The sequence below is a fragment of the Pelomonas sp. KK5 genome, from assembly GCF_001984095.1.
Lineage (GTDB): Bacteria > Pseudomonadota > Gammaproteobacteria > Burkholderiales > Burkholderiaceae_C > KK5.
On sequence record NZ_LYVQ01000107.1, the window covers coordinates 1 to 21,968 of the forward strand.

Below are 21,968 nucleotides of genomic sequence, written 5' to 3' on the forward strand. Positions count from 1 at the left end.
GATCTGCACCACCCGCATCGTCGCCGGCGTCGGCGTGCCGCAGATCGCGGCCATCGACTTCGTCGCCACCGCGCTGAAGGGCACCGACGTCCCGCTGATCGCCGACGGCGGCATCCGCTACTCGGGCGACATCGCCAAGGCCATCGCCGCCGGTGCCTCCGCCGTGATGATGGGCGGCATGTTCGCCGGCACCGAGGAAGCCCCGGGCGAGGTGATCCTGTTCCAGGGCCGCTCGTACAAGAGCTACCGCGGCATGGGCTCGATCGGCGCGATGAAGGCCGGCTCGGCCGACCGCTACTTCCAGGAAAACGACGAGACCACCAACCCGAACGCGGACAAGCTGGTGCCCGAGGGCATCGAAGGCCGCGTGCCCTACAAGGGTTCGATGGTCGCGATCGTCCACCAGATGGGCGGCGGCCTGCGCGCGGCGATGGGTTACTGCGGCTGCGGCAGCATCGAGCAGATGCACGAGAAGGCCGAGTTCGTCGAGATCACCTCGGCGGGCATCCGCGAGAGCCATGTGCACGACGTGCAGATCACCAAGGAAGCGCCCAACTACCGGGCCGACTGAGTGATGTCGACTTGAGCAACGGGGCTTCGGCCCCGTTACTTGTTTTTTGAGGTTTTGGCAGTGAGCAGCAGCATCAGCGAAGTGACACAGAAGAAGCGCGCCGCCGGCATGGGCTTCATCATGATCTCGGTCATCATCGACATGATCTCGATCGGCCTGATCATCCCGGTGCTGCCGCCCTTGGTGGGCACCTTCACGACGAGCGAATCGGCCCACACGCTGGCGCAGCTCGCCGTGACGATGGCCTTCTGCATCGCCAACTTCCTGACCTCGCCGATCCTTGGCGGCCTGTCCGACCGCTACGGCCGCCGCAAGGTGCTGCTGATCGGCTTCTGCGGGTTGGCCCTGTCCTTTTTCGTCACCGCGATGGCCACGGCGCTGTGGATGCTGATCGCGGTGCGCCTCTTCAGCGGCGCGATGCAGTCCAACATCGCGATCGCCAACGCCTACGTGGCCGATATCACCCCGCCCGAGCAGCGCGCGCAGCGCTACGGCCAGCTTGGTGCGGCCTTCGGTATCGGCTTCATCCTCGGCCCGGTGCTGGGCGGCGTGCTGGGCCACATCAACCTGCACCTGCCCTTCTTCGTGGCGGGTACGCTGGCCATCGTCAACTGGTGCTACGGCTTCTTCGTGCTGCCCGAATCGCTGGCGCCCGAGCACCGTCGCCCCTTCGACTGGCGCAAGGCCAACCCGCTGGCCGTGTTCTCGCGCGTGAAGGCGCTGCGCGGCGTCGGACCGCTGATGTACGTGATCATGTTCAGCGGCCTCTCGCAGACCATCGTGCAGAGCTGCTGGGTGCTCTACACCGGCCATCGTCTCGGGTGGGGGCCGCTGGACAACGGACTGTCCCTGCTCGCCGTGGGCGCGATGTCGGTGCTGATGCAGGGCGTGCTGCTCAAGCCGCTGCTCAAGCGCGTGCCTGTGGCGCGCCTGGTGACGCTGGGCCTGGGCCTGTCGGTGCTGACCAATGCAGGCATCGGCCTGGCCACCCAGGGCTGGATGGTCTATGCGCTGATCGTCATCGGCGGCCTGGGCTACGCCATCGGCCCGGCGCTGCAGAGCCAGATCTCCAAGGCGGCAGACGCCACCAACCAGGGCGAGACCATGGGCGCCGTGTCGGCGCTGAACAGCCTGATGGCCGTGATCGCCCCGCCGATCGGCCTGGGCCTGATGTATTTCGTGGCCGACCTGCCGAAGGACGACCTGCGCATCGGCGCGCCCTTCTTCTTCATCGCGCTGCTCCAGATGCTGTCGCTCTACTTCGCCGCGCGCTATTTCGCCAGCGAAGCCGAAGTGCCGGCCACCCCCGCTTCCTCTCTCTCCTGACCCGACTGACGCCATGCAACACGACAAAGTCCTGATCCTCGACTTCGGCTCCCAAGTCACCCAGCTGATCGCCCGCCGGGTGCGCGAGGCCGCGGTCTACTGCGAGATCCATCCGAACGACGTGTCGGACGAGTTCATCAAGGGCTTCGCGCCCAAGGCGATCATCCTGTCCGGCTCGCACGCCTCCACCTACGAGGACCACGAGCTGCGCGCGCCGCAGGCCGTGTGGGACCTGGGCGTGCCGGTGCTGGGCATCTGCTACGGCATGCAGACGATGGCGGTGCAGCTGGGCGGCAAGGTCGAATGGAGCGACCACCGCGAGTTCGGCTATGCCGAAGTGCGCGCCCATGGCCACACGAATCTGCTGAAGGACATCGCCGACTTCACGACGGCCGACGGCCACGGCATGCTGAAGGTCTGGATGAGCCACGGTGACAAGGTCACCGCGCTGCCTCCGGGCTTCAAGCTGCTGGCCTCCACGCCGAGCTGCCCGATCGCCGGCATGGCCAACGAGGAGAAGGGCTACTACGCCGTCCAGTTCCACCCGGAGGTCACGCACACGCTGCAGGGCCAGGCGATGCTGCACCGCTTCGTGCGGGAGATCGCCGGCTGCAAGGGCGACTGGATCATGGGCGACTACATCGAGGAAGCGGTCGCGAAGATCCGCGAGCAGGTCGGTGATGAAGAGGTCATCCTGGGCCTGTCCGGCGGCGTCGATTCGAGCGTGGCCGCCGCGCTGATCCACCGCGCCATCGGCGACCAGCTCACCTGCGTCTTCGTCGACCACGGCCTGCTGCGCCTGAACGAGGGCGACATGGTGATGGAGATGTTCGAGGGCAAGCTGCACGCCAAGGTGATCCGCGTGCAGGCCGAGGAGATGTTCCTGGGCCAGCTCGCCGGCGTGTCCGACCCCGAGCGCAAGCGCAAGATCATCGGCGGCCTCTTCGTCGATGTCTTCAAGGCCGAGGCCGAGAAGCTCAAGGCCTCGGGCCAGGGCCACAAGGGCGCCACCTTCCTCGCGCAAGGCACCATCTATCCCGACGTGGTCGAGAGTGGCGGCACCAAGACCAAGAAGGCCACGACGATCAAGAGCCACCACAACGTCGGCGGCCTGCCCGAGCAGCTCGGCCTGAAGCTGCTGGAGCCGCTGCGCGAGCTGTTCAAGGACGAGGTGCGCGCGCTGGGTGTTGCGCTGGGCCTGCCACACGACATGGTCTACCGCCACCCGTTCCCGGGCCCGGGCCTGGGCGTGCGCATCCTCGGCGAAGTGAAGAAGGACTACGCCGACCTGTTGCGCCGCGCCGACGCGATCTTCATCGAGGAACTGCGCAACCATCGCGATGAAGCCACAGGCAAGACCTGGTACGACCTGACCAGCCAGGCCTTCACGGTCTTCCTGCCGGTCAAGAGCGTCGGCGTGATGGGCGACGGCCGCACCTACGACTACGTGGTGGCGCTGCGCGCCGTGCAGACCAGCGACTTCATGACCGCCGATTGGGCCGAGCTGCCCTACGCGCTGCTGAAGAAGACCTCGGGCCGCATCATCAACGAGGTGCGCGGCATCAACCGGGTGACCTACGACGTGAGCAGCAAGCCGCCGGCGACGATCGAGTGGGAGTAAAGGGTCAGGCCTTGCCTCAGCGCACGGCGCTCACCCCGCTTTCGCCCGGCAGGCCGCTCAATCCTCGAACGCCTGCGCCGCCACGTTGACGAGGTCGACGCCGCTGACCGGCGTGCCGGGATGGACGACCAGGCCGAAGCGCGGGCGGATCCGCAGGCTCAGCTCGCCGAAGCCGAACTCCTCCTGCAGCGCCAGCTTCAGCCGCTCGCGGATCGAGGCCGCGTGTGCTGCCACGTCGCCGTCCAGGTACACGGCGAAGCACTCGCCGATCTGCGCGACCAGGTCGGTGGCGCGCACCCGGCTGCGCATGCGCGCGCCCACGGCGGCCAGCAGTTCGCCGCGCGCCACGCCGCTTTCCGGCATGTCGACCGCCAGCAGCATCACCGCCGGCCGCCTGCCGGCGCTCCGGCTGTTGACGAGCTTGCGGTGGATCTGGGTGCCGAAGGCCTCGAGGCTGGGCAGCTGCAGCAGGGGCTGGAAGTCGGTCGCGCGGCGGAGGTTCGGGAGTTGGCGCGTGCGGGTCTCGGCGGGCGGGTCTTCCAGGCGATGGTTAAGATACATATCGGATATCTGGCGGGTGCTCGGTATGTGTCGGAGGTGAGGACATCGCGGTGCCGCCGCCCTTGACGGGCCTCCCTGTTCAGCGGGTGTGCGCAGATGTCCTCATCAGCAAGAACGGACTGCGCGCGCAGATCCCGACATCGATCCAAAAAAAAGTTTGTTCGTTGGGCCTTCTTTCGTGATCGACACCGCCCCTCCATCCCCGGCAAGACCCGGCCCCACGGCGTCGGAGGTCACGCTGCTGCTGCGCGCCGCCCATGGCGGCGACCGGCAGGCCGCCGACCAGGTGATGGGCCTGCTGTACGCGGACCTGCGGCGCATCTCGAGCGCCCGCCTGTCCCGCTCCGGCGAGATGAGCCTGAACCCGACCGAGCTGGTGCACGAGTCCTGGCTGCGGCTGTCGCAGCAGGGCGAGGGTCAGGACTTTCCCGATCGCAGGCATTTCCTGGCCTATGCCTCGCGCGTGATGCGTTCGGTGGTGGTCGACCATGTGCGCGCCCGCCAGGCCGACCGGCGCGGCGGCGACCTGCAGTTCGTGACGCTGAACACGGCCGTGGCGGAGCTCGCGCCCCAGCACGGCGACGAGATCCTGCGCGTGCACGAGGCGCTGCAGGCGCTGGCCGCCCACGACGAGCGCCTGGCCCAGGTGGTGGAGATGCGCTATTTCGGCGGGCTGACCGAGGCGGAGATCGCGCAGGCGCTCGACGTCACCGAACGCACGGTCCAACGCGACTGGAGCAAGGCCCGACTCTTTCTTTCGATGGCGATGAAATGAACCGTTATGTGACGCAATCGCGCTGGCCGGTGCTGAGCCCCCATCTGGACGAACTGCTCGACCTTCCGCCCGAGGCGCGCGCCGCGCGGCTGGCGCAACTGCGCGAGCAGGATGCGACGCTGGCCGACGACCTGCAGGAGCTGCTGGCGCGGCAGCAGCAGATGGACGCCGCGGCCTTCCTGGACAAGCCGGCGCTGATGGCGACGGCCCCGCGGCTCGAAGCGGGCCAGGTCGTCGGCGCCTACACGCTGGTGCGCGAACTCGGCCAGGGCGGCATGGGCACGGTCTGGCTGGCGCGGCGCACCGACGGGCGCTTCGACGGCGAAGTCGCCATCAAGTTCCTCATCGCCGGCCTGCCCGCCCTTCCCGGCCTCCAGGGTGGCCGCTTCGCCCGCGAGGGCCAGATCCTCGCCCGCCTGGCCCATCCGCATATCGCCCGCCTGATGGACGCCGGGCTGTCGGCCGATTCGCAGCCCTACCTGGTGCTGGAGTACGTGGACGGCATGCCGATCACCAGCTACTGCGACGCCCGGGGCCTCGATGCGCGCCAGCGCATCACGCTCTTCCTCGACGTGCTGGCCGCCGTGGCGCACGCCCACGCCCGGCTGATCCTGCACCGCGACCTCAAGCCCAGCAACATCCTCGTCACCGAGGCCGGCGAGGTGAAGCTGCTGGACTTCGGCATCGCCAAGCTGCTGGACGATGCCACCGGCAGCGGCGAGGCCACCGAGCTGACCCGCCAGGCCGGCCATGCCTACACGCTCAACTACGCCGCGCCGGAGCAGGTGCAGCGCCAGGAGGTCACCACGGCCACCGACGTGTACGCCCTGGGCGTGCTGCTCTACCTGCTGCTGGGCGGCAGGCACCCGACCGAGCCGGACACGCAGTCCGATCTCGACCGCCTGCGCGCCATCGTCGAGCAGGAGCCGCGCCGGCTGTCCGACGCCGCGCCGGCGCTGCGCGGCGACCTCGACACCATCCTGGCCAAGGCGCTCAGGAAGGCGCCCGCGCAGCGCTATGCCAATGCCGAGCAGCTGGCCGACGACCTGCGCCGCTGGCTGGCCTTCGAGCCCATCAGCGCGCGGCCGGACAGCGCGCTGTACGTGCTGGGCCGCTTCGCCCGCCGCCACCGGCTGGCGGTCGGCATCGGCGGCCTGGGGCTGGCGGCCCTGGTCGCGCTGACCGGCCTGTCGATGGCCGAGGCCTGGCGCGCCGATCGCGCCGAACAGCAGGCGCTGGCCCGGCGGCAGCAGGCCGATGACCTGCTGAGCTACATGCTGGGCGACTTCGCCGACAAGCTGCGCCCCGTGGGCCGGCTGGAGCTGCTGGACAGCGTGGGGAGCAAGTCGCTCGACTACCTGACGCGCTACGAGGGAGAGGGTTCGAAGGACGCGGGCGCCCGGCTGCAGCGCGCCAAGGCCCTGACCGTCATCGGCGAGGTGCGGGTCTCCAAGCGCGAGCTGGATGCGGCCGTCGCGCCGCTGCAGGCGGCCGTGAAGATCCTCGCCGCCGACCCGACCGGCGACAGCGCGCTGACGCCCGCGTGGCGCAAGGCGCAGGGCGCCGCCGAGTTCTGGCTGGGCCATGTGGCCTACACCCAGCGCCGCTTCGGCGCCGCCCGCGCCTCGATGGCGGCCTATCTGGAACGCTGCGAGCAATGGCTGGCCAGCGACCCGAAGGACCCGGAGGCGCTGGTCGAGCTCTCGTACGCCAACAACAGCCTGGGCTCGGCCCTGCTGGGCACCGGCGAGCTGGCCGAGGCCGAGAAGCGCTTCCGCGCATCGATGGAGCTCAAGCAGCGCGCGCTGGCCGCGCAGCCGAAGGACAACACGCTGCGGGCCGACCTGGCCGACGCCATGAGCTGGCTCGGCACCGTGCTGGCGCAGCGCGGCCAGTACGCGCAGGTCCGCGAGGTACTGGGCGAGGCCCGCGCACTGATCGAGCAGGTGCGCGCGGACGCGCCGAAGGACGCGCTCTGGGCCAGCCGCGAGGCGCTCGTCCGCCTCTACCTGGGCGACGCGCTGCGCCACCTGGGCGCCCAGGCCGAGGCGCGTGCCGAGCTGGCCCGCGCCGAGGCGCTGGCGCATGAGCTGCTGCTGCACGACCCCGGCAACTCGCAATGGAACAGCTCGCTGATCGCCACCGAGCTGAGCGAGGCCGAGCTGAGCCCGCCGCCGCTGCCGCGCCTGCGCGAGCTGCTGGCCCGCGTGGACGCGCTGGACGCCGCCGAGCAGGCGAGCAACCCCAGCGCTGCCTTGCGCCGGCTGCCCTACCGCAGCCGGCTGGCGCAGCTGATGCTGCCCCACATGAGCCCGGCCGAGGCGCTGGCCGTGCTGCAGCCGCTGCAGGGGCGGCTGGCCGAGGCGCTGGAGAAGCGCTCCGAGGACCTGGCGCTGCGCACGGCGCTGGCCCGCACGCAGCTGAGCACCGCGCATGCGTTGAAAGTTACCGGCAAAGCGGAGGAAGCGCGGGCGCAGTGCCGCACGGTGGACCATATGCTGGCGCAGATGCCCCAACTGCTGCATGTACATGCGGAAGTGACTCAGGCCTGGGAGGAAGCACAGGGCTGCATCAAGTCCATCTGAGTCCGGGCGGCATCGTCATCGAGCAACAACAAGTGCCAACCATGTCCGACAACAACACGTACTACGTTCAAGCCAGGACCGACGAGCTGGGCATCTTCGCCAGCTGCCGGTACTTCAGCGACTACGCCGCCACGCAGCCGGTCGAGACCCCGCTGTGGGTGCCGCCCGATGCGGGCTCCTGCCTGATCGCCCAGGCCGAGGGATCGGAGCTGGCGCTGATCGGCTCGGTCTTCAAGACCCTGGGCCAGGCGCCGTCGCTCAACATCAGCAACTACTGCCCCGCCAGCGACGACGGCCTGGTCACGGTCAGCATGCCCACCACCTCGACCGTCACCAAGGGCGTGGTCCTGCTGTTCTCCGACCCGCAGACCGTCACGATGATCTATCCCAGCAAGGATCCGCAGATCATCAACACCCCCCCTTGAAGCGGTTCGGCTTGCGCGACGCGCCTACGCCGCCTCGGCCGCCCCGGCCCGGCGCGGGTCCGCGCAGGCCTCGGCGCTGCCGTCGGCCTTCAGGTGGATGCCTTCGTAGCTGCCCAGCATGAAGTTCCAGGGGCTGACCGTCTCCAGCGGCAGGCCGCGGGCCTTCACGTCGGCGCGCAGCGCCTCGTCCCCGCAGTCGACCTCGATCGTCGTGCTCAGGTTGCCCGGTGTCAGCATTGCCGCCAGCGAGGGCCCGCCGACGCGCGGCTGGTGCACGCTGGTCTCGATGTCCTGGCCGAACTCGACGATGTTCAGGATGTTGCTGACGCAGGCCGGGATCAGGCCGACGCTGGGCGAGCCGCCGGCCAGCAGGGGCTGGGTGCCGCTCTCGTCGAAGACGATGTGGGGCGCCACGTAGAGCGTGCCGCGGCCGCCGGGCTTGGGCATCTGGCGCAGGAAGTGCGCGCCGCCGGCCCAGATGTTGACGCCGTCGACGATCAGCCCGTTGCTCCAGGGCATGGACATCACCGAGTGCAGCACCGTGGCGATATTGCCCTGCGCGTCGACCACCGTCAGGTGGTTGGAGCCGGGGTAGGGCACGCCGGTGGCGCTGAAGGTGTCGGGCAGGCTCATCTTCATCAGCTCCAGCCGTTGCTGCGCATAGGCCTTGCTGGTGATCAGCGCCAGCGGCAGGTGGAAGCTGGCGGGGTCGCGCTGGCGGCCGCCTTCGTTGAAGACCTCGGTGCAGCAGCGGGCCAGCCAGTAGAGCGTGTCCGCGCTCTCGTGCGGCGCGCCCCACTGCTTCAGCGGCAGCTGTTCGAGCAGTTGCAGGATCTCGATCAGGTGGGTGCCGCCGTTGTCCGGCGGCGGCGAGCCGGCGATGCGGTGGCCCTTGTAGCTGCCCCAGGCGGGCTCCTGCCAGCGCACCTCGAAGCGGTCCGAAGTCTTCCATCGTCAGCACGCCGCCGGCGGCCTTGACGGTGTCCACCACCTTCTGCGTGAAGGAGGTGCTGCGGTAGAAGTGATCGGCGCCGCCCGCGGCCAGCGCCTCCAGCGTGTCCGCCAGGCGCTGCTGCTTCAGCCGGTGGCCGGGCCCGGCCAGTGCGCCGCCGGGGAAGTAGATCTCGCGGCCCTCGGCGCCGAGCCCGATCCTGCCCGCCTGCTCGAACAGCATGCCGTAGAGGAAGGGATAGACCGGGAAGCCCTCGCGCGCCAGCGTGATCGCCGGGGCCAGCAGGCGTTCGCGGCTGAAGCGGCCGAAGCGTTCGCGGGCCGCTTCCAGGCCGGCCCAGAAGCCCGGCACGGCGACGCCGCGGCCGGTCGCGATGTCGGCGCCGGAGAAGCCCGGCAGCCCGGCCAGCGGCGCGTTCATCGAGCTGTTCATGTACTCGGTCCGGCCGCTGGCCGCGTCGAAGTGCATCAGGCTCAGCATGCCGAAGATCGTGCCCATGTGCGGCTCGATCACCGTCTGCGCCACGGCCGCGGCCAGCACCGCGTCGACGGCGCTGCCGCCCTCGCGCAGCACGTCGGTGCCCACGCGCGAGACGACCGGATGCGAGGACACGACCACGCCCTCGCGGCCGCTGGCCCTGGTCTTGCGGCCGAAGGTGGCGCGGGCGGTCAGTCGGTCGATCAGCTCGGGCGTCAGCGAATTCATCGTCGGGTCTCGCAGTGATGGAATGAGGCCGATCTTGGCCCCGCGAGGAACGGCGCGCTTTGGGTCAAGCAACGCTTTGTTTGGCGCGCTGCACTTGCCACAGCACTAAGCGGGCGCATCGAACGCCAAAGGCGGCGCCGTGTCGACGCCTTATCGTTCGGCCCCATGAACGAGAGAACGACAAGGACAGGCGCCTGGTTCGCGCTGGGCGTGCTGGTGGTGGTGAGCGTCTTCGCCGCGATCGACCGGCAGATCCTGACGATCGCCATCGAGCCGGTGCGCGCGGCCTTCGCGCTGAGCGACCTGCAGATCGGCCTGATCCAGGGCCTGGGGCTGACGCTGGTGGCGGCCTTCGCCGGCTTCCCGCTGGCCTGGGCGGCGGACCGCATCGACCGCCGGCTGATCCTGGCCGTGTGCATCCTCGCCTGGTCGGCCGCGACGGCGGCGCGCGGCTTCGCGCAGGACTTCGACCACCTGATGGCCGGCACCATCGGCCTGGCGGTGGCCGAGGCGGGCCTCGGTCCCATCGTCTATTCGATGATCCCGGCGATGTTTCCCGATGCCGCGCAGCGCGCGCGGGCCAACCTGATCTTCTTCTCGGCCGCGATGATCGGCGGCGCGCTGGGCATGGGGCTGGCGGGCCTGGCCTTCAGGCTGATCGGCGGCGCGATGGCCTGGCTGCCGGCTTCGATGCAGGGCTTCGAGCCCTGGCGGGTCGCCTTCCTGCTCGCGGCGCTGCCGGGCCTGGCCCTGGCGGCGATGGTGACGATGATCCGCCCCGAGCATGGTCGGCCCTCGCCACGGCCGAGCGTGCAGACGGCCGCGCCCGGCCACGGCCCGAGCTTCCTCGCCCACCTGCGCCGCCATGCGGGCACGCTGGCGGCGCCGAACAGCGCGGCCTCGGCCGCCTTCGCGCCGATCACCGCCTGGCTGGCGCCGGCGATGGCGCGGCGCTTCGCCCTGGCGCCGGGCGATATCGGCGTCGCCCTCGGCGGCGTGCTGGGCGCGGGCGTGATCGGCGGGGTGGCGATGGCGGCCATCGCCGTCAGGCGCTGGGGCGCGCGGCACGGCGGCATCCTCGGGCTGCGCGTCGGGCGCCATCTGGCGCTGGTCGCCGCGCTGTGCGCCGGGCTGCTGCCGCTGGCCACGGCGCCCTGGATGGCCTACGCGGCCACCGGGCTGATGTTCGCCAGCGCCGGCGCCTTCTTCGCGCTGCTGCCGGGCGTCTGGCAGGAGGTGGCGCCGGCGGCGCTGCGGGCGCGCATGCTGGCCTTCTCCGGCGCGCTGACGACGCTGGCGACGGCCGGCGGGCCGGTGCTGGTGGGCGGGCTGTCGGTCTGGCTCGGCGAGCATGAGCCGGGCGGCCTGCTGCTGGCCGTCGCGCTGGCCAGCGCGCCCTGCATGGCGCTGGCGGCGCTGCTGCTGGGGGTCAGCGCCGAGCCGGTGCGGCGGCTGCTGGCCGAGGTGCGCGCGCTGGACGACGAAGGCGCCAAAGCCCGGCTGCCGATCGCGAAAGCCGTCCTGCCCGCCAGCCACTAACCTGGGCGCCATGAGCTCATCCCAGCAGAAGACCATCGGCGGCCTGACTTTCGAGGACCGCTTCGACCACCTCCGCGAAGACAGCCCCGAGGTGCTCGCCTGGCAATGGGCGCGCGACGCCCGCGCCCGGCAGGCGGCCGAGGCCTCGCCGAACTACGCGCCGGTGCACGCGCGCATGCTGCAGCTCGGCGATGCGGCCGCCCACCGCGTGCCGGTCAGGCGCGGCGCGTCGTGGTTCTCGATCGAGGGCCAGGGCGACGACGAGACGGTGCGCGTCGGCGACTCGCTCCACGGGCCGGGCCGCACGCTGGTGGCCAGGCGCGCGCTGGCCGAAGGCACGGTGCTGCTGGTCTTCGTGGACCCGTCGCCGCAGGGCCGCTATGTCGCGCTCGCCTGGGGCGCCAACGGCGACATGATGGGCCGCTGGTCGGTCTACGAGACGGCCACCGGCCGGCACCTGCTCGACGTGCCGGCGATCATGTACAGCGGCGCCCGCGCCGGCTGGCTGCCCGACGAGAGCGGCTTCTGGCTCGACGGCCGCGACGCCCAGGGCCTGCACCGCTTGCGCTTCGTGCCGGTGGCAGAGGGCGCGGCCGCGCGGCCCGAGGTGCCGCTGGCGGAATCGCTGGTCGCGGCCCGCCATTCGGGGCTCACGCTGCAGGTCTCGCCCGACGGTCGCCGCGGCCTGCTGGTGACCGAGCCGCACGAGCACGTGGCGCTGGTCCACCTCGACCTCGACACGCTGCAGGCCACGCCCTTCCTGCCCGAGGGCTTCGACGGCGAATGCGACGGCGGCTGGGTCGACGGCGACACCTACGCGGCCCGGATCAGCGAAGGGGGTGCGTCGCGCGGCCGCGTCGTGGCGATCCCGGTCGGGCGCTCGCGCGATCGCGAGGGCTGGCGCGAGCTGGTGCCCGCGGGCGAAGGTTTCCTCGGCTGGGCCGGCATCGTCGGGCGGCGGCTGTACGTCGGCGACCTGGTCGACGTCTCGCTGCGCGTGCGCGTGTTCGACCTCGACGGCCGGCTCGTGCAGACGCTGCCGCTGGAGCAGCCCGGCTCCTCGCCGTCGATGTCCGCGCAACGGGCGATCCGGCCTAACGACCAGTTCGCACTGACCCATGCCAGCTTCACCCGCTCGGCCGTCACGCTGGTGCACGACCCGGCGACCGGCGAACTGCGCCAGCTCGGCGAGGCGAAGCACCGGCTCGACGGCGTCGTCGCCGAGCGCCGCTTCGCCGCCAGCCGCGACGGCACGCGGATCCCGTACTTCCTCGTGCGCCGCGCCGACGTGGACATGAGCCGCCCGCAGCCGACGCTGGTGCACGCCTACGGCGGCTTCAACCTCTCGCTGCTGCCCAGCTTCCCGTCGATGTTCGCGCCCTTCATCGAGGCGGGCGGCATCCTCGTGCAGGCCTCGCTGCGCGGCGGCGGCGAGTACGGCAAGGCCTGGCACGACGCCGGCCGGCTGCAGCACAAGCAGAACACCTTCGACGACCTGCGCGCCGTGGCGCAGGCGCTGCTGGCCGATGGCGTCGCCACGCGCGAGCGGCTGTGCTTCCAGGGCGGCAGCAACGGCGGCCTGCTGGCGGGCGTGGCCATGGTCCAGCAGCCGGAGCTGTGGCGCGCCGTCGTCGCGATGGTGCCGATCTTCGACATGATGCAGCCGCTGCCCGACACGCCCGCGGTGGCCGGCGTGCGGGCGATCTTCTTCGAGGACTACGGTGACCCCTCGAAGCCGGAGGACGCGGCGGGCATCATCAAATGGTCGCCGTACCACAACGTCGTCGACGGCGCCGCCTACCCGGCGCTGTACCAGATCTTCGGCGAGCAGGACCTGGGCTGCATGCCCTTCCACGGCCGCAAGTTCACGGCGCGGCTGGACGAGGCCGGCGCCTCGACGGTCCATCTGCGCGTCTGGCGCAATACCGGCCACGGCGTGACCGACCCGGTGCAGGCCGCGGCCTACCACGCCGAGTGGCTGGCCTTCCTGATGGACCAGGTGGGGCTGCAGGCGCGCGGCGCCGTCTAGCTTTCCGCCGCCGCCTTGCGCCGCGTCTCCAGCGGCGTCTCGCCATAGACGCGCCGGTAGGCGGTGCTGAAGCTCGAGTGGTGCTCGTAGCCGCAGCTCAGCGCCACGTCGAGCAGCGAGCTGCGGGTGCGCTGGATCAGCTGCCGCGCGCGGGCCATCCGCGTGGCGAGCACATGCTCGCGCGGCGACAGGCCGTAGCGCGCCTTGAACACCGCCACCAGCCGGCCGGTGCTGACGTCCAGCCGCTCGGCCAGGTCGGCGATCTCGGGGCAGTCGTGCGGGTCGGACAGCGCCGCGTGGACGATGGCCGCGAGGCTGTCGTCGTCCTGGCGCGGGCCGCCGTCGGCGCAGCTCAGCGCCTCGGCCGGTGCCATCGCCGGGCTGGCCAGCAGGTGGCACAGCATCTCGCCGACCTTGCTGCGCAGGTACAGCCGCCGGCGTGAACCGGCGAAGCTGCTCCACAGGATCGCCTGCGCCGCGCGCACCGCCGGCAGGTTGGAGCTGCTGACGGCCACGCGCGGCGCATGCTCGATGCGGCCGGCGCCGGGCTCGGCGGAGGCGATCCAGCGGCGCGTCTCGGCCGGGTCGAGGCCGAACTCGAGCATCGCCTCGTCGTCGTCGAAGATCACCGAGACGCCCTGGCAGCGCACGCCCGGCAGCGAATGCCGGCAGATCAGCGTGTCGCCGGCGCAGGCGGTGGCCACGGTGCAACCGTCGGTGTAGAGCACGCGGCGGTGCGGCGCCGCCGGCGTGCCGATCATGGCCGCGCCGCGCAGCAGCACCGAGAAGTGCACGGCGCGCTCCTCGCGGTGCCAGACGAAGCGGGCCACGTTGAGCTGCAGGTCGCCGTACATCAGCCAGGCGCCACGGCCCAGCCGCACGAATTCCAGATGGCCCTGGGCCTGGTCGTCGGGCGAATGCCAGGCCAGCGCCTCGGCGTCGAAGCCGGGCTGGAAGCCATCGCCCAGCCGGGTGCCGCTGGCCAGCGTCTCGTGGAAGATGCGACCCAGCGGCCAGGCGCCGCTGGGCGGGGCCATCAGCATGGCGGAAAAGTCGGTGGAGGGGGCAACTGCGTTCATCCCGGTCGCGTCCTTCGTGATTACCCGGTGGCGCCTAAGCGCCCCGAGCATACTCCAAAAAATACAGTGCTGTATGTCAAAACAATGCAGGCATCGACTGACTGATTGATTGACCAACCGGAACTCAGCATGCCCACTGCACTGCGCTCGAAGCACCGCTCCCTGACGGCCCTGGCCGCTGCTGCCGCCTGCGCCGCATTCGGCGGCACGGCCGCGGCCCAGACCGCGCCATCGCCCGGGGCAGCCGCGGCTGCCCCGGCTTCGGCCGCTGCGGTCGACACGCTCGACACCGTCGTCGTCACCGCCAACCGCCGGCGCGAGCGGGCGCAGGACGTGGCCGGCAGCGTGGCCGTGCTGGGCGGCCAGCAGATGGAGAAGCTGAACCTCACGTCGATCCAGGACATCGCCGTGCTGGTGCCGGGCCTGCAGGTGGCCGGCGACAGCCCCGGCATGAAGCGCGAGACGATCCGCGGCATCACCACCGGCACGCTGCAGCAGGGCGCCTCGGTGGCCGCCTACCTGGACGAGGCGCCGATCAGCTTCAGCAGCGGCGTCGTCGCCGGCGCCAACCTGAGCCCCGACGTCGATCCGCTGGACCTGGAGCGCGTGGAGGTGCTGAAGGGGCCGCAGGGCTCGCTCTATGGCGCCAGCGCGCTGGGCGGCCTGGTCAAGTACGTGACCGTGGCGCCGAACCTGAAGGACCTCGAAGGCCGCGCCGAGATCGGCGTCAGCAGCGTCAGCGGCGGCGGCGCCGGGCTCAATGTGCGCGGCTCCCTGAACGTGCCGCTGGCCACCGACCTGCTGGCCGTGCGCATGACCGCCTACTCGCGCAAGGACCCGGGCTATGTGGACGACACGCTGCGCCAGCGCGAGGACGTCAACAGCTTCCGCAACGAGGGCGCGCGGCTGACCGCGCTGCTGAAGCCCAGCGCCCGCTTCGACGCCAAGCTGATGCTGGACACGCAGACGATCAAGTCCGACGACGCGGCCTCGCCGCAGTACGACGCGGCGACGCTGCTGCCGACGATGGGCAAGACCACCACCCGCAACGTCTTCGCGCAGCCGATCAGGAACACCTACGACCGCGGCGCGCTGACGCTGAACTACGACCTCGGCTTCGCCAGCCTGCTCTCGGTCACCAGCGTGCTGCGGCAGAAGAGCGAACTCACCGTCGATGCAACGCGTTATGTCAGCTATCTCGACTTCGCCACCGCGATGGGCTATGCCGCGCTGGGCCTGCCGGTGGCGCCGATCGGCGTGACCGGTGCGCTGTCCGGCAACTTCCTGATGATGGACAAGAAGGTGCAGGAGCTGCGCCTGACCTCGCCCGGCGGCCAGCGCCTCGAATGGCTGGCGGGCCTGTTCTTCCAGCGCGAGACCGGCGACGCGCGGGTCGTCTACGACGCCTATGCGGGCGGCAACACCAGCGTGCCGGCGGTGCCCGGCTATGTGCTGGGCCTGGTGGGCGAGAAGCTGCGCGAATCGGCCGCCTACGCGAACGCGACCTGGCACTTCACGGACCGCTTCGATGTGCAGCTGGGCCTGCGCCGCACGCATCTCTCGCAGGACTACGACTCGACGGTGCAGCAGTACAACTACCTGACCGGCGGGCCGCTGGCGATGCCCGAGACCAGCGCACGCACGTCCGAGAACAAGACCACCTGGCTCGTTTCCCCGCGCTGGAAGCTGGGGCCCGACGACATGGGCTACGCCCGCGCCGCCTCCGGCTACCGGCCCGGCGGCCCCAACACCCCGCCGCTGGCCGGCGCGCAGCAGCCGCCGTTCAAGTCCGACTCGATCGTCAACTACGAGCTGGGCTACAAGGGCGCCTTCCCGGCCGCGAAGCTGGATGTCTCGGCCGCGCTGTTCCGCATCGACTGGAAGGACATCCAGGTGACCGCGGTCGACCCGACCTACAACTTCAGCTACTACACCAACGGCGGCAAGGCCCACACGCAGGGCCTGGAACTGGAGGCCGGCTGGCGGCCGCTGCCGGGCCTGCGCCTGGGCGGCAACCTGACGGCCATGCAGGCGCGGCTCGATGAGGACGTGGCCGCGATCGGCGGCCGCTCGGGCGACCAGATCCCGTACACGCCGAAGTTCTCGGCGGGCCTGACCGGCGACTACAGCTGGCAACTGGCCAGCGGCCAGGCGGGCGTGGGCGCCACGTTCAGCTACAACGGCGAGCGCGGCATCGCCTTCTCGCACCAGGCCATCACGCCGCTGGCGCCGGGCCTGGCCACGCCGAAGCTGCCGGCCTACGAGCAGCTCGACCTGCGCGCGTCCTACCGCTGGGACCGCTGGTCGCTGAACCTCTTCGTGAAGAACGCGCTCAACAGGCGCGGCCTGCTCAGCTATGCCAGCACCAATGTCGTCACCGACCTGACGACCGGCGCCGTCGGCCCGGCGGGCGTCGCGATCACGACGCCGCGCACGCTCGCGATCAGCCTGCGGGCGGACTTCTGACGATGACGACGACAACCAGCATTCCCGCCACCATCGTCAACCACGTCGCCATCGAGATCGATGCGCCGCCCGAGGCGGTGTGGCTGGCGATCCAGGCCGCCTATGTGGAGGCGCGCAAGTTCCGCGAGGCCGGCGCGATCGAGGCGGTGGACGACCCGGCCACGGTGCTCGCCTACCGCATGCGCATCGGCGAGGGCGCGCAGCTCGACGAGCGGCTCGTCCGCATCACCGAGCTCGACCACGCCGCGCGCCGCCTCAGCGCCCATGCCGACTACCTGACCCAGCCGCCCGGCGGCATGGGCGTCTGGGCCTGCTATCACGCGCAGCCGCACGGCGCGCAGGGCACGCGCTACGCCATCGACTGCCACGCGCGGCTGGGCGTCGAGGTGGCGCAGGGCAGCGACCGCGCCGCCATCGCGGCGGCGGTCGCGGCGATGAAGGCGGCCTTCGATGCCTCGCTGCTGGCCTATCTGGGCCAGGTCAAGGCGAGCCTGGAAGGCGCGGCCTGAGCGCGCTTCGCTCCGCGGGTTAAGATGACGCCGTTGGTGCTCGCGGCGTGTTTCACGCGCTGCAGTTCAACGGGAATCAGGGAGGGCCGAGCCGAATCGCCGGCAAGGACCCCAGCCTGAGCTGCCCCCGCAACGGTACGTGGACGGATCCCCCGGGATCCAACTTCCATCACAGCCACTGGGCGTTTCGAACGCGCCTGGGAAGGCATGGCAAGTCGCTCCACAAGCCCGGATACCGGCCAACGAGGCGCTGCACGCCTGACCGCGTGCAGCACATACGTCCATGCACCGTCGGGGAAGACGGTGAGGGCACTCAAGGCAGGTCGGTCCCGGCGCAACAACACGGCTGGACATCTCCGAGCGGAACCGGCATGCCTGCGATGCGAAGACTCCTCCATGGAAATCGAGACGCCTCCCGTGCTTCGGGATACGCCCAAGCCCACCGGCGAACGCCGCGGCCTGGTGATCGTGCATACCGGCACTGGCAAGGGCAAGAGCACGGCGGCCTTCGGCCTGGCGCTGCGCGCGCATGGCCGCGGCAAGAAGGTCAAGGTCTACCAGTTCATGAAGGTGCCCTCGGCACGCTTCGGTGAACACCGCCTGTTCGAGCAGCTGGGCATCCCCATCGAAGGCCTGGGCGACGGCTTCAGCTGGAAGAGCCGCGACCTCGGCCACTCGGCCGAGCTGGCGCTGGCCGGCTGGTCCCGGGCCGAGGCGGCCGTGCGCGCGGGCGAGCACTTCATGGTCGTGCTCGACGAGATCATGTATCCGCTGCGCTATGGCTGGATCCCGCTGCAGTCCGTGCTGGACTGCCTGCGCGAACGGCCCGCCCATGTGCATGTCGTGCTGACCGGCCGCGGTGCGCCGCAGGAGCTGGTGGACCTGGCCGACACGGTGACCGAGATGACGCTGGTCAAGCACCACTTCCAGGCCGGCGTGCCCGCGCAGCGCGGCATCGAGGACTGAGGGCCGACGACGCCCCTCGCACTTCCAGATCGAAGAAGGAGCCCTCATGGGCATCAGACTGAACGCAGTCGGCGTCGCCATCGGCACGCTGAGCATGGGCCTGGGCGCTTGCGCCCGGGCCGACGAAGACACCCGCGCCAGTGCGCTCCCCACCGTCTCCGTCTCGGGGCGCAGCCAGGACAGCCTGGGCCTGGACAGCCGGTCCGGCACCGGCTCGCGCCTGGGCCTCACGCCGATGGAGACGCCGGCCAGCATCAGCAGCCTGGATGCCGATGCCATCGCCGAGCGCAGCCTCACCCGCGCGCAGGACGTGGCCATCCAGCTGCCCGGCCTCAGCCAGGCACCCGAGCCGGGCAACGGCGGCACCAGCCTGAGCGCGCGCGGCTTCGCCGGCCACGGGTCGGTGGCGCAGCTGGTCGACGGCACGCGCCTGGTGGTTGCCTTCGGCACCGTGACCTATCCGTTCTCCACCTGGCCGCTGGAATCGGTGGACGTGCTGAGCGGGCCCGCCTCGGTGCTCTACGGCGATGGCGCGATCGGCGCGGCGGTCAACTACGTGAGCAAGCGCCCGGTCTTCGACCGCGACGAGCGCGAGGCCTTCCTCGGCTACGGCTCGTTCAACACGGTGATGGGCGGCGTGGGCCTGCGCGGCCCGATCAACGAGGTGCTGGCCTATTCGCTCCATGTGGATGCGAGCCGCAGCGACGGCGAGCGCCGCGACAGTGCCTACCAGCGCAGGAACTACGCGCTGGCGCTGGCCGCGCGGCCGAGCCGGGATCTCACGGTGACGCTGTCGCTGGACGGTGGCCACAACGACGACTCGCGCTACTACGGCACGCCGCTGCTCGACGGCCGCCTCGACAGGCGCCTGATCGACACCAGCTTCAACGTCAGCGATGCGTTGGTGAAGTACCAGGACGACATGTGGCGCGCGAAGGTCGAGTACCGCGCGAGCGACGCGCTCGAGCTGCGCAACGAGACCTACTACCTGAGCAGCCGCCGCCACTGGCGCAACAGCGAGTACTCCTACTTCGACACGCCGACGACGGTGGTGCGCGACGGCTTCTCCTTCCTGGAGATCCTGCACGACCAGAAGCAGGCCGGCAACCGCTTCGACCTGACGCTCAGGAGCGGCGTCGGCGGCCTGATGAAGAACCGTCTGGTCGCCGGCTTCGATGCCTATCGCACGACCCTGCTGCACACCAACAACTCGCCCTACGAGGCGGCCGACCAGGTCGTGGACCCGTACGACGTGGCGCCCGGCGTCTTCCAGAGCGACTACCCCACCGAGCCCGGCCGCCACTCGCGGCTGAGCAACGCGGCCCTGTTCTTCGAGGACCTGCTGGAGCTGGGCGCGCAGTGGAAGCTGGTGGCCGGCCTGCGGCGCGATGCGCTCTCGCTGGACTACGACAACCTGCGCACCGGCGTCCACCAGGCCAGCCGCTACACGCCCACGACCGGCCGCCTCGGCGCCGTCTGGTCGCCCGCCGACGCCCTGTCCGTCTACGCGCAGTTCAGCACCGGCACCGACCCGCTGACCGGCTCGCTGACCTTGCCCGCCGGCCGCAGCGATGTCCAGCTGACGCGCGGCCGCCAGCTCGAGCTGGGTGCCAAGGGCGCGCTGCCGGCCGTGCGCGGCCAGTGGACGGTGGCGGCCTACCGCATCACCAAGGACCACCTGCTGTCGCAGGATCCGCTCCGGCCCGACCTGGCGCAGCAGGTGGGCCGGCAGTCGTCGACCGGCATCGAGCTGGCCCTGGGCATGGAGCCGCTGCGGGGCTGGACGGTCGACGCCAACCTCGCCGCGCTGCGCGCCCGCTACGACCGCTTCGACGAGCAGCTGGACGACGGCACGCTGGTCTCCCGCGCCGGCAACACGCCCTACGGCGTGCCCGAGCGCACCGCCAACGCCTGGACCAGCTGGCGCTTCGCGCCGCAATGGAAGGCGGTGCTGGGGGCGAAGTACGTCGGCAAGGTCCAGAGCAATACCGCGAACTCGGCGCAGCTGCCGGCCTACACGGTGGCGAATGCGTCGCTCGCCTACGCCTGGTCGCCCAAGCTGAGCCTGACGGTGAGCGTCGCCAACCTGGCCGACAAGGTGTACGCGGTGGCGGGCTATGGCGGCGACTTCTGGGTGCTGGGCGAGCGCCGTTCGGTGCTGGCCACCGTCCGGGCGGGCTTCTGAGCGCGGGCCGGGCTGCAGCGATGAAGCCGACGATGTTCGCCGCGCTGACGCTGGCGACCGGCCTGGCCGGCGCCTCCCTGCATGCGCAGGAGAAGGACAGGGAGAGGAACGGGGGGCGGGCGCCGCAGCGCATCGTCACGCTGTCGCCCTCGCTGACCGAGGCGGTCTGCGCGCTGGGCCACTGCGCGCAACTGGTCGGCACCGACCGGCATTCGACGGGGCCGGGCGCCGTCTCCGCGCTGCCCAAGGTGGGCGGCCTGGAAGACGTGCAGATCGAGCGCATCGTGACCCTGCGGCCGGACATGGTGCTGCTCGGCCCGCGCAGCCGCGCGGCCGAGCGCCTCGCCTCGCTGGGCGTGCCGGTGCAGATGTTCGACGCCCGCACCCATGCGGACCTCAAGCGCATGCTGCTGGCGCTCGGGCAGTCGCTGGGCGAGGAGGCGCGCGCGGCCGAGCTGATCCGCCGCATCGACGGCGAGATCGATGCGGCGGCGCGGCGCATGTCGGCCGCGCTGCGCGGGCGCAGCGTGTTCGTCGAGGTGGCATCGGGCCCCTACGCGGCCAGCGAGGGCAGCTTCATCGGCGAGACCATCGCCCGGCTGGGCCTGGTGAACATCGTCGGCGGTGAGATGGGCCTGTTCCCCAAGGTCAACTCGGAGATGGTCGTGCGCCGCGCCCCCGAGCTGATCATCGGCCCGCGCGCCAGCCTCGCCAACCTGGCCGACCGGCCGGGCTGGGCCGCGCTGCCGGCGGTGCGCCGGCGCCAGGTGTGCATGTTCGAGGCCGAGCAGTGGGAGCTGATCTCCAGCCCCGGGCCGCGCCTGGGCGAGGCGGCGGGCCTGCTGGCCGACTGCCTGCTGGCGCTCGGCCCGCGCTGACGGACGGCGATCGACATGAGCCATTCCCTGCCCCTGCCGCGGCCGATCCTCGAGGTCCGGGAGGCGTCGCTGAGCCTGCAGGGCAAGCCCGTGCTGGACCGCGTGTCGATGACCGTGCCCTTCGGCGCGCACGTCGCGCTGGTGGGCCTCAACGGAGCGGGCAAGACGAGCCTGCTCCAGCTGATGGCCGGGCGGCTCAGGCCCGGCCAGGGGCGCGTGACGCTGGGCGGCGCCGACCTGGCCGGCATGCCCGGCCTGCAGCGGGCCCGGCAGCTGGCGGTCGTCCACCAGCGCGAGGCGATGCACGGCGAGCTGCGCGTGCGCGAGTACGTGGCGCTCGGGCGCATCCCGCATGCCGACACCAGCCATGGCGAGTGCGCCCGGGTGGTCGACGATGCGCTGCGCCACTGCCGGCTCGGTGCGCTGCAGGACCGGCGCGTGGGCACGCTGTCCGGCGGCGAGCTGCAGCGCGCCGTCATCGCCCGCGCCCTCGCGCAGCAGCCGCGCGTCCTGCTGCTGGACGAGCCGACCAACCACCTGGACCTGCGCACGCGCAGCGACATGCTGGACCTGCTGACCGGGCTGGAGATCACGGTGGTCGCCGCCTTGCACGAGCTGGGCCTGGTGCAGCGCTTTGCCGGGCGCGTGGTGCTGCTGGACGGCGGGCGGGTGGTGGCGGACGACCTGCCGGCCCGGGTCTTCACCCAGGACCTGGTGCAGGGCCATTTCGGCATGGACGTGTTCCACCTGCCGCTGCCGGGCCGCGAGCGGCGGGTGGCGGTCTTCGATCCTCCCG

17 protein-coding genes, 1 pseudogene and 1 riboswitch are annotated in these 21,968 nt (G+C 71.2%); of the genes and pseudogenes, 14 read left to right on the forward strand and 4 right to left on the reverse strand.

The window, feature by feature from the left end; genetic code table 11:
• The 3 genes from B0W88_RS17350 to guaA form a co-directional block, all read left to right on the forward strand.
• The coding region (locus tag B0W88_RS17350; protein ID WP_198937862.1) for an IMP dehydrogenase at positions 1-571 on the forward strand (571 nt) is incomplete at its 5' end.
• Positions 572-631: 60 nt separating this feature from the next.
• The gene (locus B0W88_RS17355; RefSeq protein ID WP_233151749.1) at positions 632-1,897 is read left to right on the forward strand and encodes an MFS transporter; all 1,266 of its coding nucleotides are present in this window, start codon (positions 632-634) and stop codon (positions 1,895-1,897) included.
• 13 nt (positions 1,898-1,910) lie between these two features.
• Positions 1,911-3,518, forward strand: a complete 1,608-nt coding sequence (guaA, locus tag B0W88_RS17360) for a glutamine-hydrolyzing GMP synthase (protein WP_077035901.1) — start codon at positions 1,911-1,913, stop codon at positions 3,516-3,518.
• Between the two features lie 57 nt (positions 3,519-3,575).
• Here guaA and B0W88_RS17365 read toward each other — a convergent pair whose 3' ends face one another.
• A complete protein-coding gene (locus B0W88_RS17365; protein ID WP_077035902.1) occupies positions 3,576-4,079 on the reverse strand; it encodes a GGDEF domain-containing protein in 504 nt (167 codons plus the stop codon).
• A gap of 178 nt (positions 4,080-4,257) precedes the next feature.
• On the opposite strand from B0W88_RS17365, the gene B0W88_RS17370 reads away from it, so the two are divergent.
• Genes B0W88_RS17370 through B0W88_RS17380 form a run of 3 tightly spaced genes read left to right on the forward strand, consistent with a single transcriptional unit; the run spans position 4,258 to position 7,864 of the window.
• Positions 4,258-4,854, forward strand: coding sequence for an ECF-type sigma factor (locus B0W88_RS17370; RefSeq protein WP_158080876.1), 597 nt, complete (start codon positions 4,258-4,260; stop codon positions 4,852-4,854).
• Complete coding sequence (locus B0W88_RS17375; protein WP_077035903.1) at positions 4,851-7,439, forward strand: serine/threonine-protein kinase; 2,589 nt, start codon at positions 4,851-4,853, stop codon at positions 7,437-7,439. Before B0W88_RS17370 ends, B0W88_RS17375 begins: the two co-directional genes overlap by 4 nt.
• Positions 7,440-7,480: 41 nt before the next feature.
• Complete coding sequence (locus B0W88_RS17380; RefSeq protein ID WP_077035904.1) at positions 7,481-7,864, forward strand: hypothetical protein; 384 nt, start codon at positions 7,481-7,483, stop codon at positions 7,862-7,864.
• A 24-nt stretch (positions 7,865-7,888) separates the two neighbouring features.
• Here B0W88_RS17380 and B0W88_RS35110 read toward each other — a convergent pair whose 3' ends face one another.
• Both B0W88_RS35110 and B0W88_RS35325 read right to left on the reverse strand, forming a co-directional pair.
• Complete coding sequence (locus B0W88_RS35110) at positions 7,889-8,791, reverse strand: gamma-glutamyltransferase (protein WP_077035905.1); 903 nt, start codon at positions 8,789-8,791, stop codon at positions 7,889-7,891.
• 73 nt (positions 8,792-8,864) lie between these two features.
• A pseudogene (locus tag B0W88_RS35325) lies at positions 8,865-9,521 on the reverse strand (gamma-glutamyltransferase); the annotation flags it as partial.
• 165 nt (positions 9,522-9,686) lie between these two features.
• Here B0W88_RS35325 and B0W88_RS17395 point away from each other — a divergent pair.
• Both B0W88_RS17395 and B0W88_RS17400 read left to right on the forward strand, forming a co-directional pair.
• Positions 9,687-11,060, forward strand: coding sequence for an MFS transporter (locus B0W88_RS17395; protein ID WP_083748849.1), 1,374 nt, complete (start codon positions 9,687-9,689; stop codon positions 11,058-11,060).
• 10 nt (positions 11,061-11,070) lie between these two features.
• Entirely contained in the window at positions 11,071-13,089 is a 2,019-nt protein-coding gene (locus B0W88_RS17400) for a prolyl oligopeptidase family serine peptidase (RefSeq protein ID WP_077035907.1), read from the forward strand.
• On the opposite strand, the gene B0W88_RS17405 is transcribed toward B0W88_RS17400, so the two are convergent.
• Positions 13,086-14,168 (reverse strand): AraC family transcriptional regulator, encoded by a 1,083-nt coding sequence (locus tag B0W88_RS17405; RefSeq protein ID WP_158080877.1) that lies wholly within the window; start codon positions 14,166-14,168, stop codon positions 13,086-13,088. The genes B0W88_RS17400 and B0W88_RS17405 overlap by 4 nt on opposite strands.
• A gap of 129 nt (positions 14,169-14,297) precedes the next feature.
• On the opposite strand from B0W88_RS17405, the gene B0W88_RS17410 reads away from it, so the two are divergent.
• The 6 genes from B0W88_RS17410 to B0W88_RS17435 all read left to right on the forward strand — a co-directional run.
• Entirely contained in the window at positions 14,298-16,634 is a 2,337-nt protein-coding gene (locus tag B0W88_RS17410) for a TonB-dependent receptor (protein ID WP_077035909.1), read from the forward strand.
• Between the two features lie 2 nt (positions 16,635-16,636).
• On the forward strand, positions 16,637-17,143 hold the full coding sequence (locus B0W88_RS17415) for a hypothetical protein (RefSeq protein ID WP_077035910.1): 507 nt from the start codon (positions 16,637-16,639) through the stop codon (positions 17,141-17,143).
• A gap of 17 nt (positions 17,144-17,160) precedes the next feature.
• A riboswitch (cobalamin riboswitch) is annotated at positions 17,161-17,402 on the forward strand.
• Positions 17,403-17,539: 137 nt separating this feature from the next.
• Positions 17,540-18,109: a cob(I)yrinic acid a,c-diamide adenosyltransferase gene (gene cobO, locus B0W88_RS17420; protein ID WP_077035911.1), complete on the forward strand. Its 570-nt coding sequence runs from the start codon at positions 17,540-17,542 to the stop codon at positions 18,107-18,109.
• 46 nt (positions 18,110-18,155) lie between these two features.
• Positions 18,156-20,294, forward strand: coding sequence for a TonB-dependent siderophore receptor (locus B0W88_RS17425; RefSeq protein WP_077035912.1), 2,139 nt, complete (start codon positions 18,156-18,158; stop codon positions 20,292-20,294).
• 20 nt (positions 20,295-20,314) lie between these two features.
• Positions 20,315-21,172, forward strand: a complete 858-nt coding sequence (locus B0W88_RS17430; RefSeq protein ID WP_077035913.1) for an ABC transporter substrate-binding protein — start codon at positions 20,315-20,317, stop codon at positions 21,170-21,172.
• 15 nt (positions 21,173-21,187) lie between these two features.
• Positions 21,188-21,968 (forward strand): ABC transporter ATP-binding protein (locus B0W88_RS17435; RefSeq protein ID WP_077035914.1); only part of this gene is annotated, 781 nt, incomplete at its 3' end.

Excerpts from the sequence above, each read along its gene's own strand:
- B0W88_RS17400 (WP_077035907.1), top strand. The coding sequence starts at position 11,071 with ATGAGCTCATCCCAGCAGAAGACCATCGGCGGCCTGACTTTCGAGGAC.
- guaA (WP_077035901.1), top strand. The coding sequence starts at position 1,911 with ATGCAACACGACAAAGTCCTGATCCTCGACTTCGGCTCCCAAGTCACC.
- B0W88_RS17395 (WP_083748849.1), top strand. The coding sequence starts at position 9,687 with ATGAACGAGAGAACGACAAGGACAGGCGCCTGGTTCGCGCTGGGCGTG.
- B0W88_RS17405 (WP_158080877.1), bottom strand. The coding sequence starts at position 14,168 with ATGAACGCAGTTGCCCCCTCCACCGACTTTTCCGCCATGCTGATGGCC.
- B0W88_RS17375 (WP_077035903.1), top strand. The coding sequence starts at position 4,851 with ATGAACCGTTATGTGACGCAATCGCGCTGGCCGGTGCTGAGCCCCCAT.
- B0W88_RS17425 (WP_077035912.1), top strand. The coding sequence starts at position 18,156 with ATGGGCATCAGACTGAACGCAGTCGGCGTCGCCATCGGCACGCTGAGC.
- B0W88_RS17415 (WP_077035910.1), top strand. The coding sequence starts at position 16,637 with ATGACGACGACAACCAGCATTCCCGCCACCATCGTCAACCACGTCGCC.
- B0W88_RS17380 (WP_077035904.1), top strand. The coding sequence starts at position 7,481 with ATGTCCGACAACAACACGTACTACGTTCAAGCCAGGACCGACGAGCTG.
- cobO (WP_077035911.1), top strand. The coding sequence starts at position 17,540 with ATGGAAATCGAGACGCCTCCCGTGCTTCGGGATACGCCCAAGCCCACC.
- B0W88_RS17365 (WP_077035902.1), bottom strand. The coding sequence starts at position 4,079 with ATGTATCTTAACCATCGCCTGGAAGACCCGCCCGCCGAGACCCGCACG.
- B0W88_RS17410 (WP_077035909.1), top strand. The coding sequence starts at position 14,298 with ATGCCCACTGCACTGCGCTCGAAGCACCGCTCCCTGACGGCCCTGGCC.
- B0W88_RS17430 (WP_077035913.1), top strand. The coding sequence starts at position 20,315 with ATGAAGCCGACGATGTTCGCCGCGCTGACGCTGGCGACCGGCCTGGCC.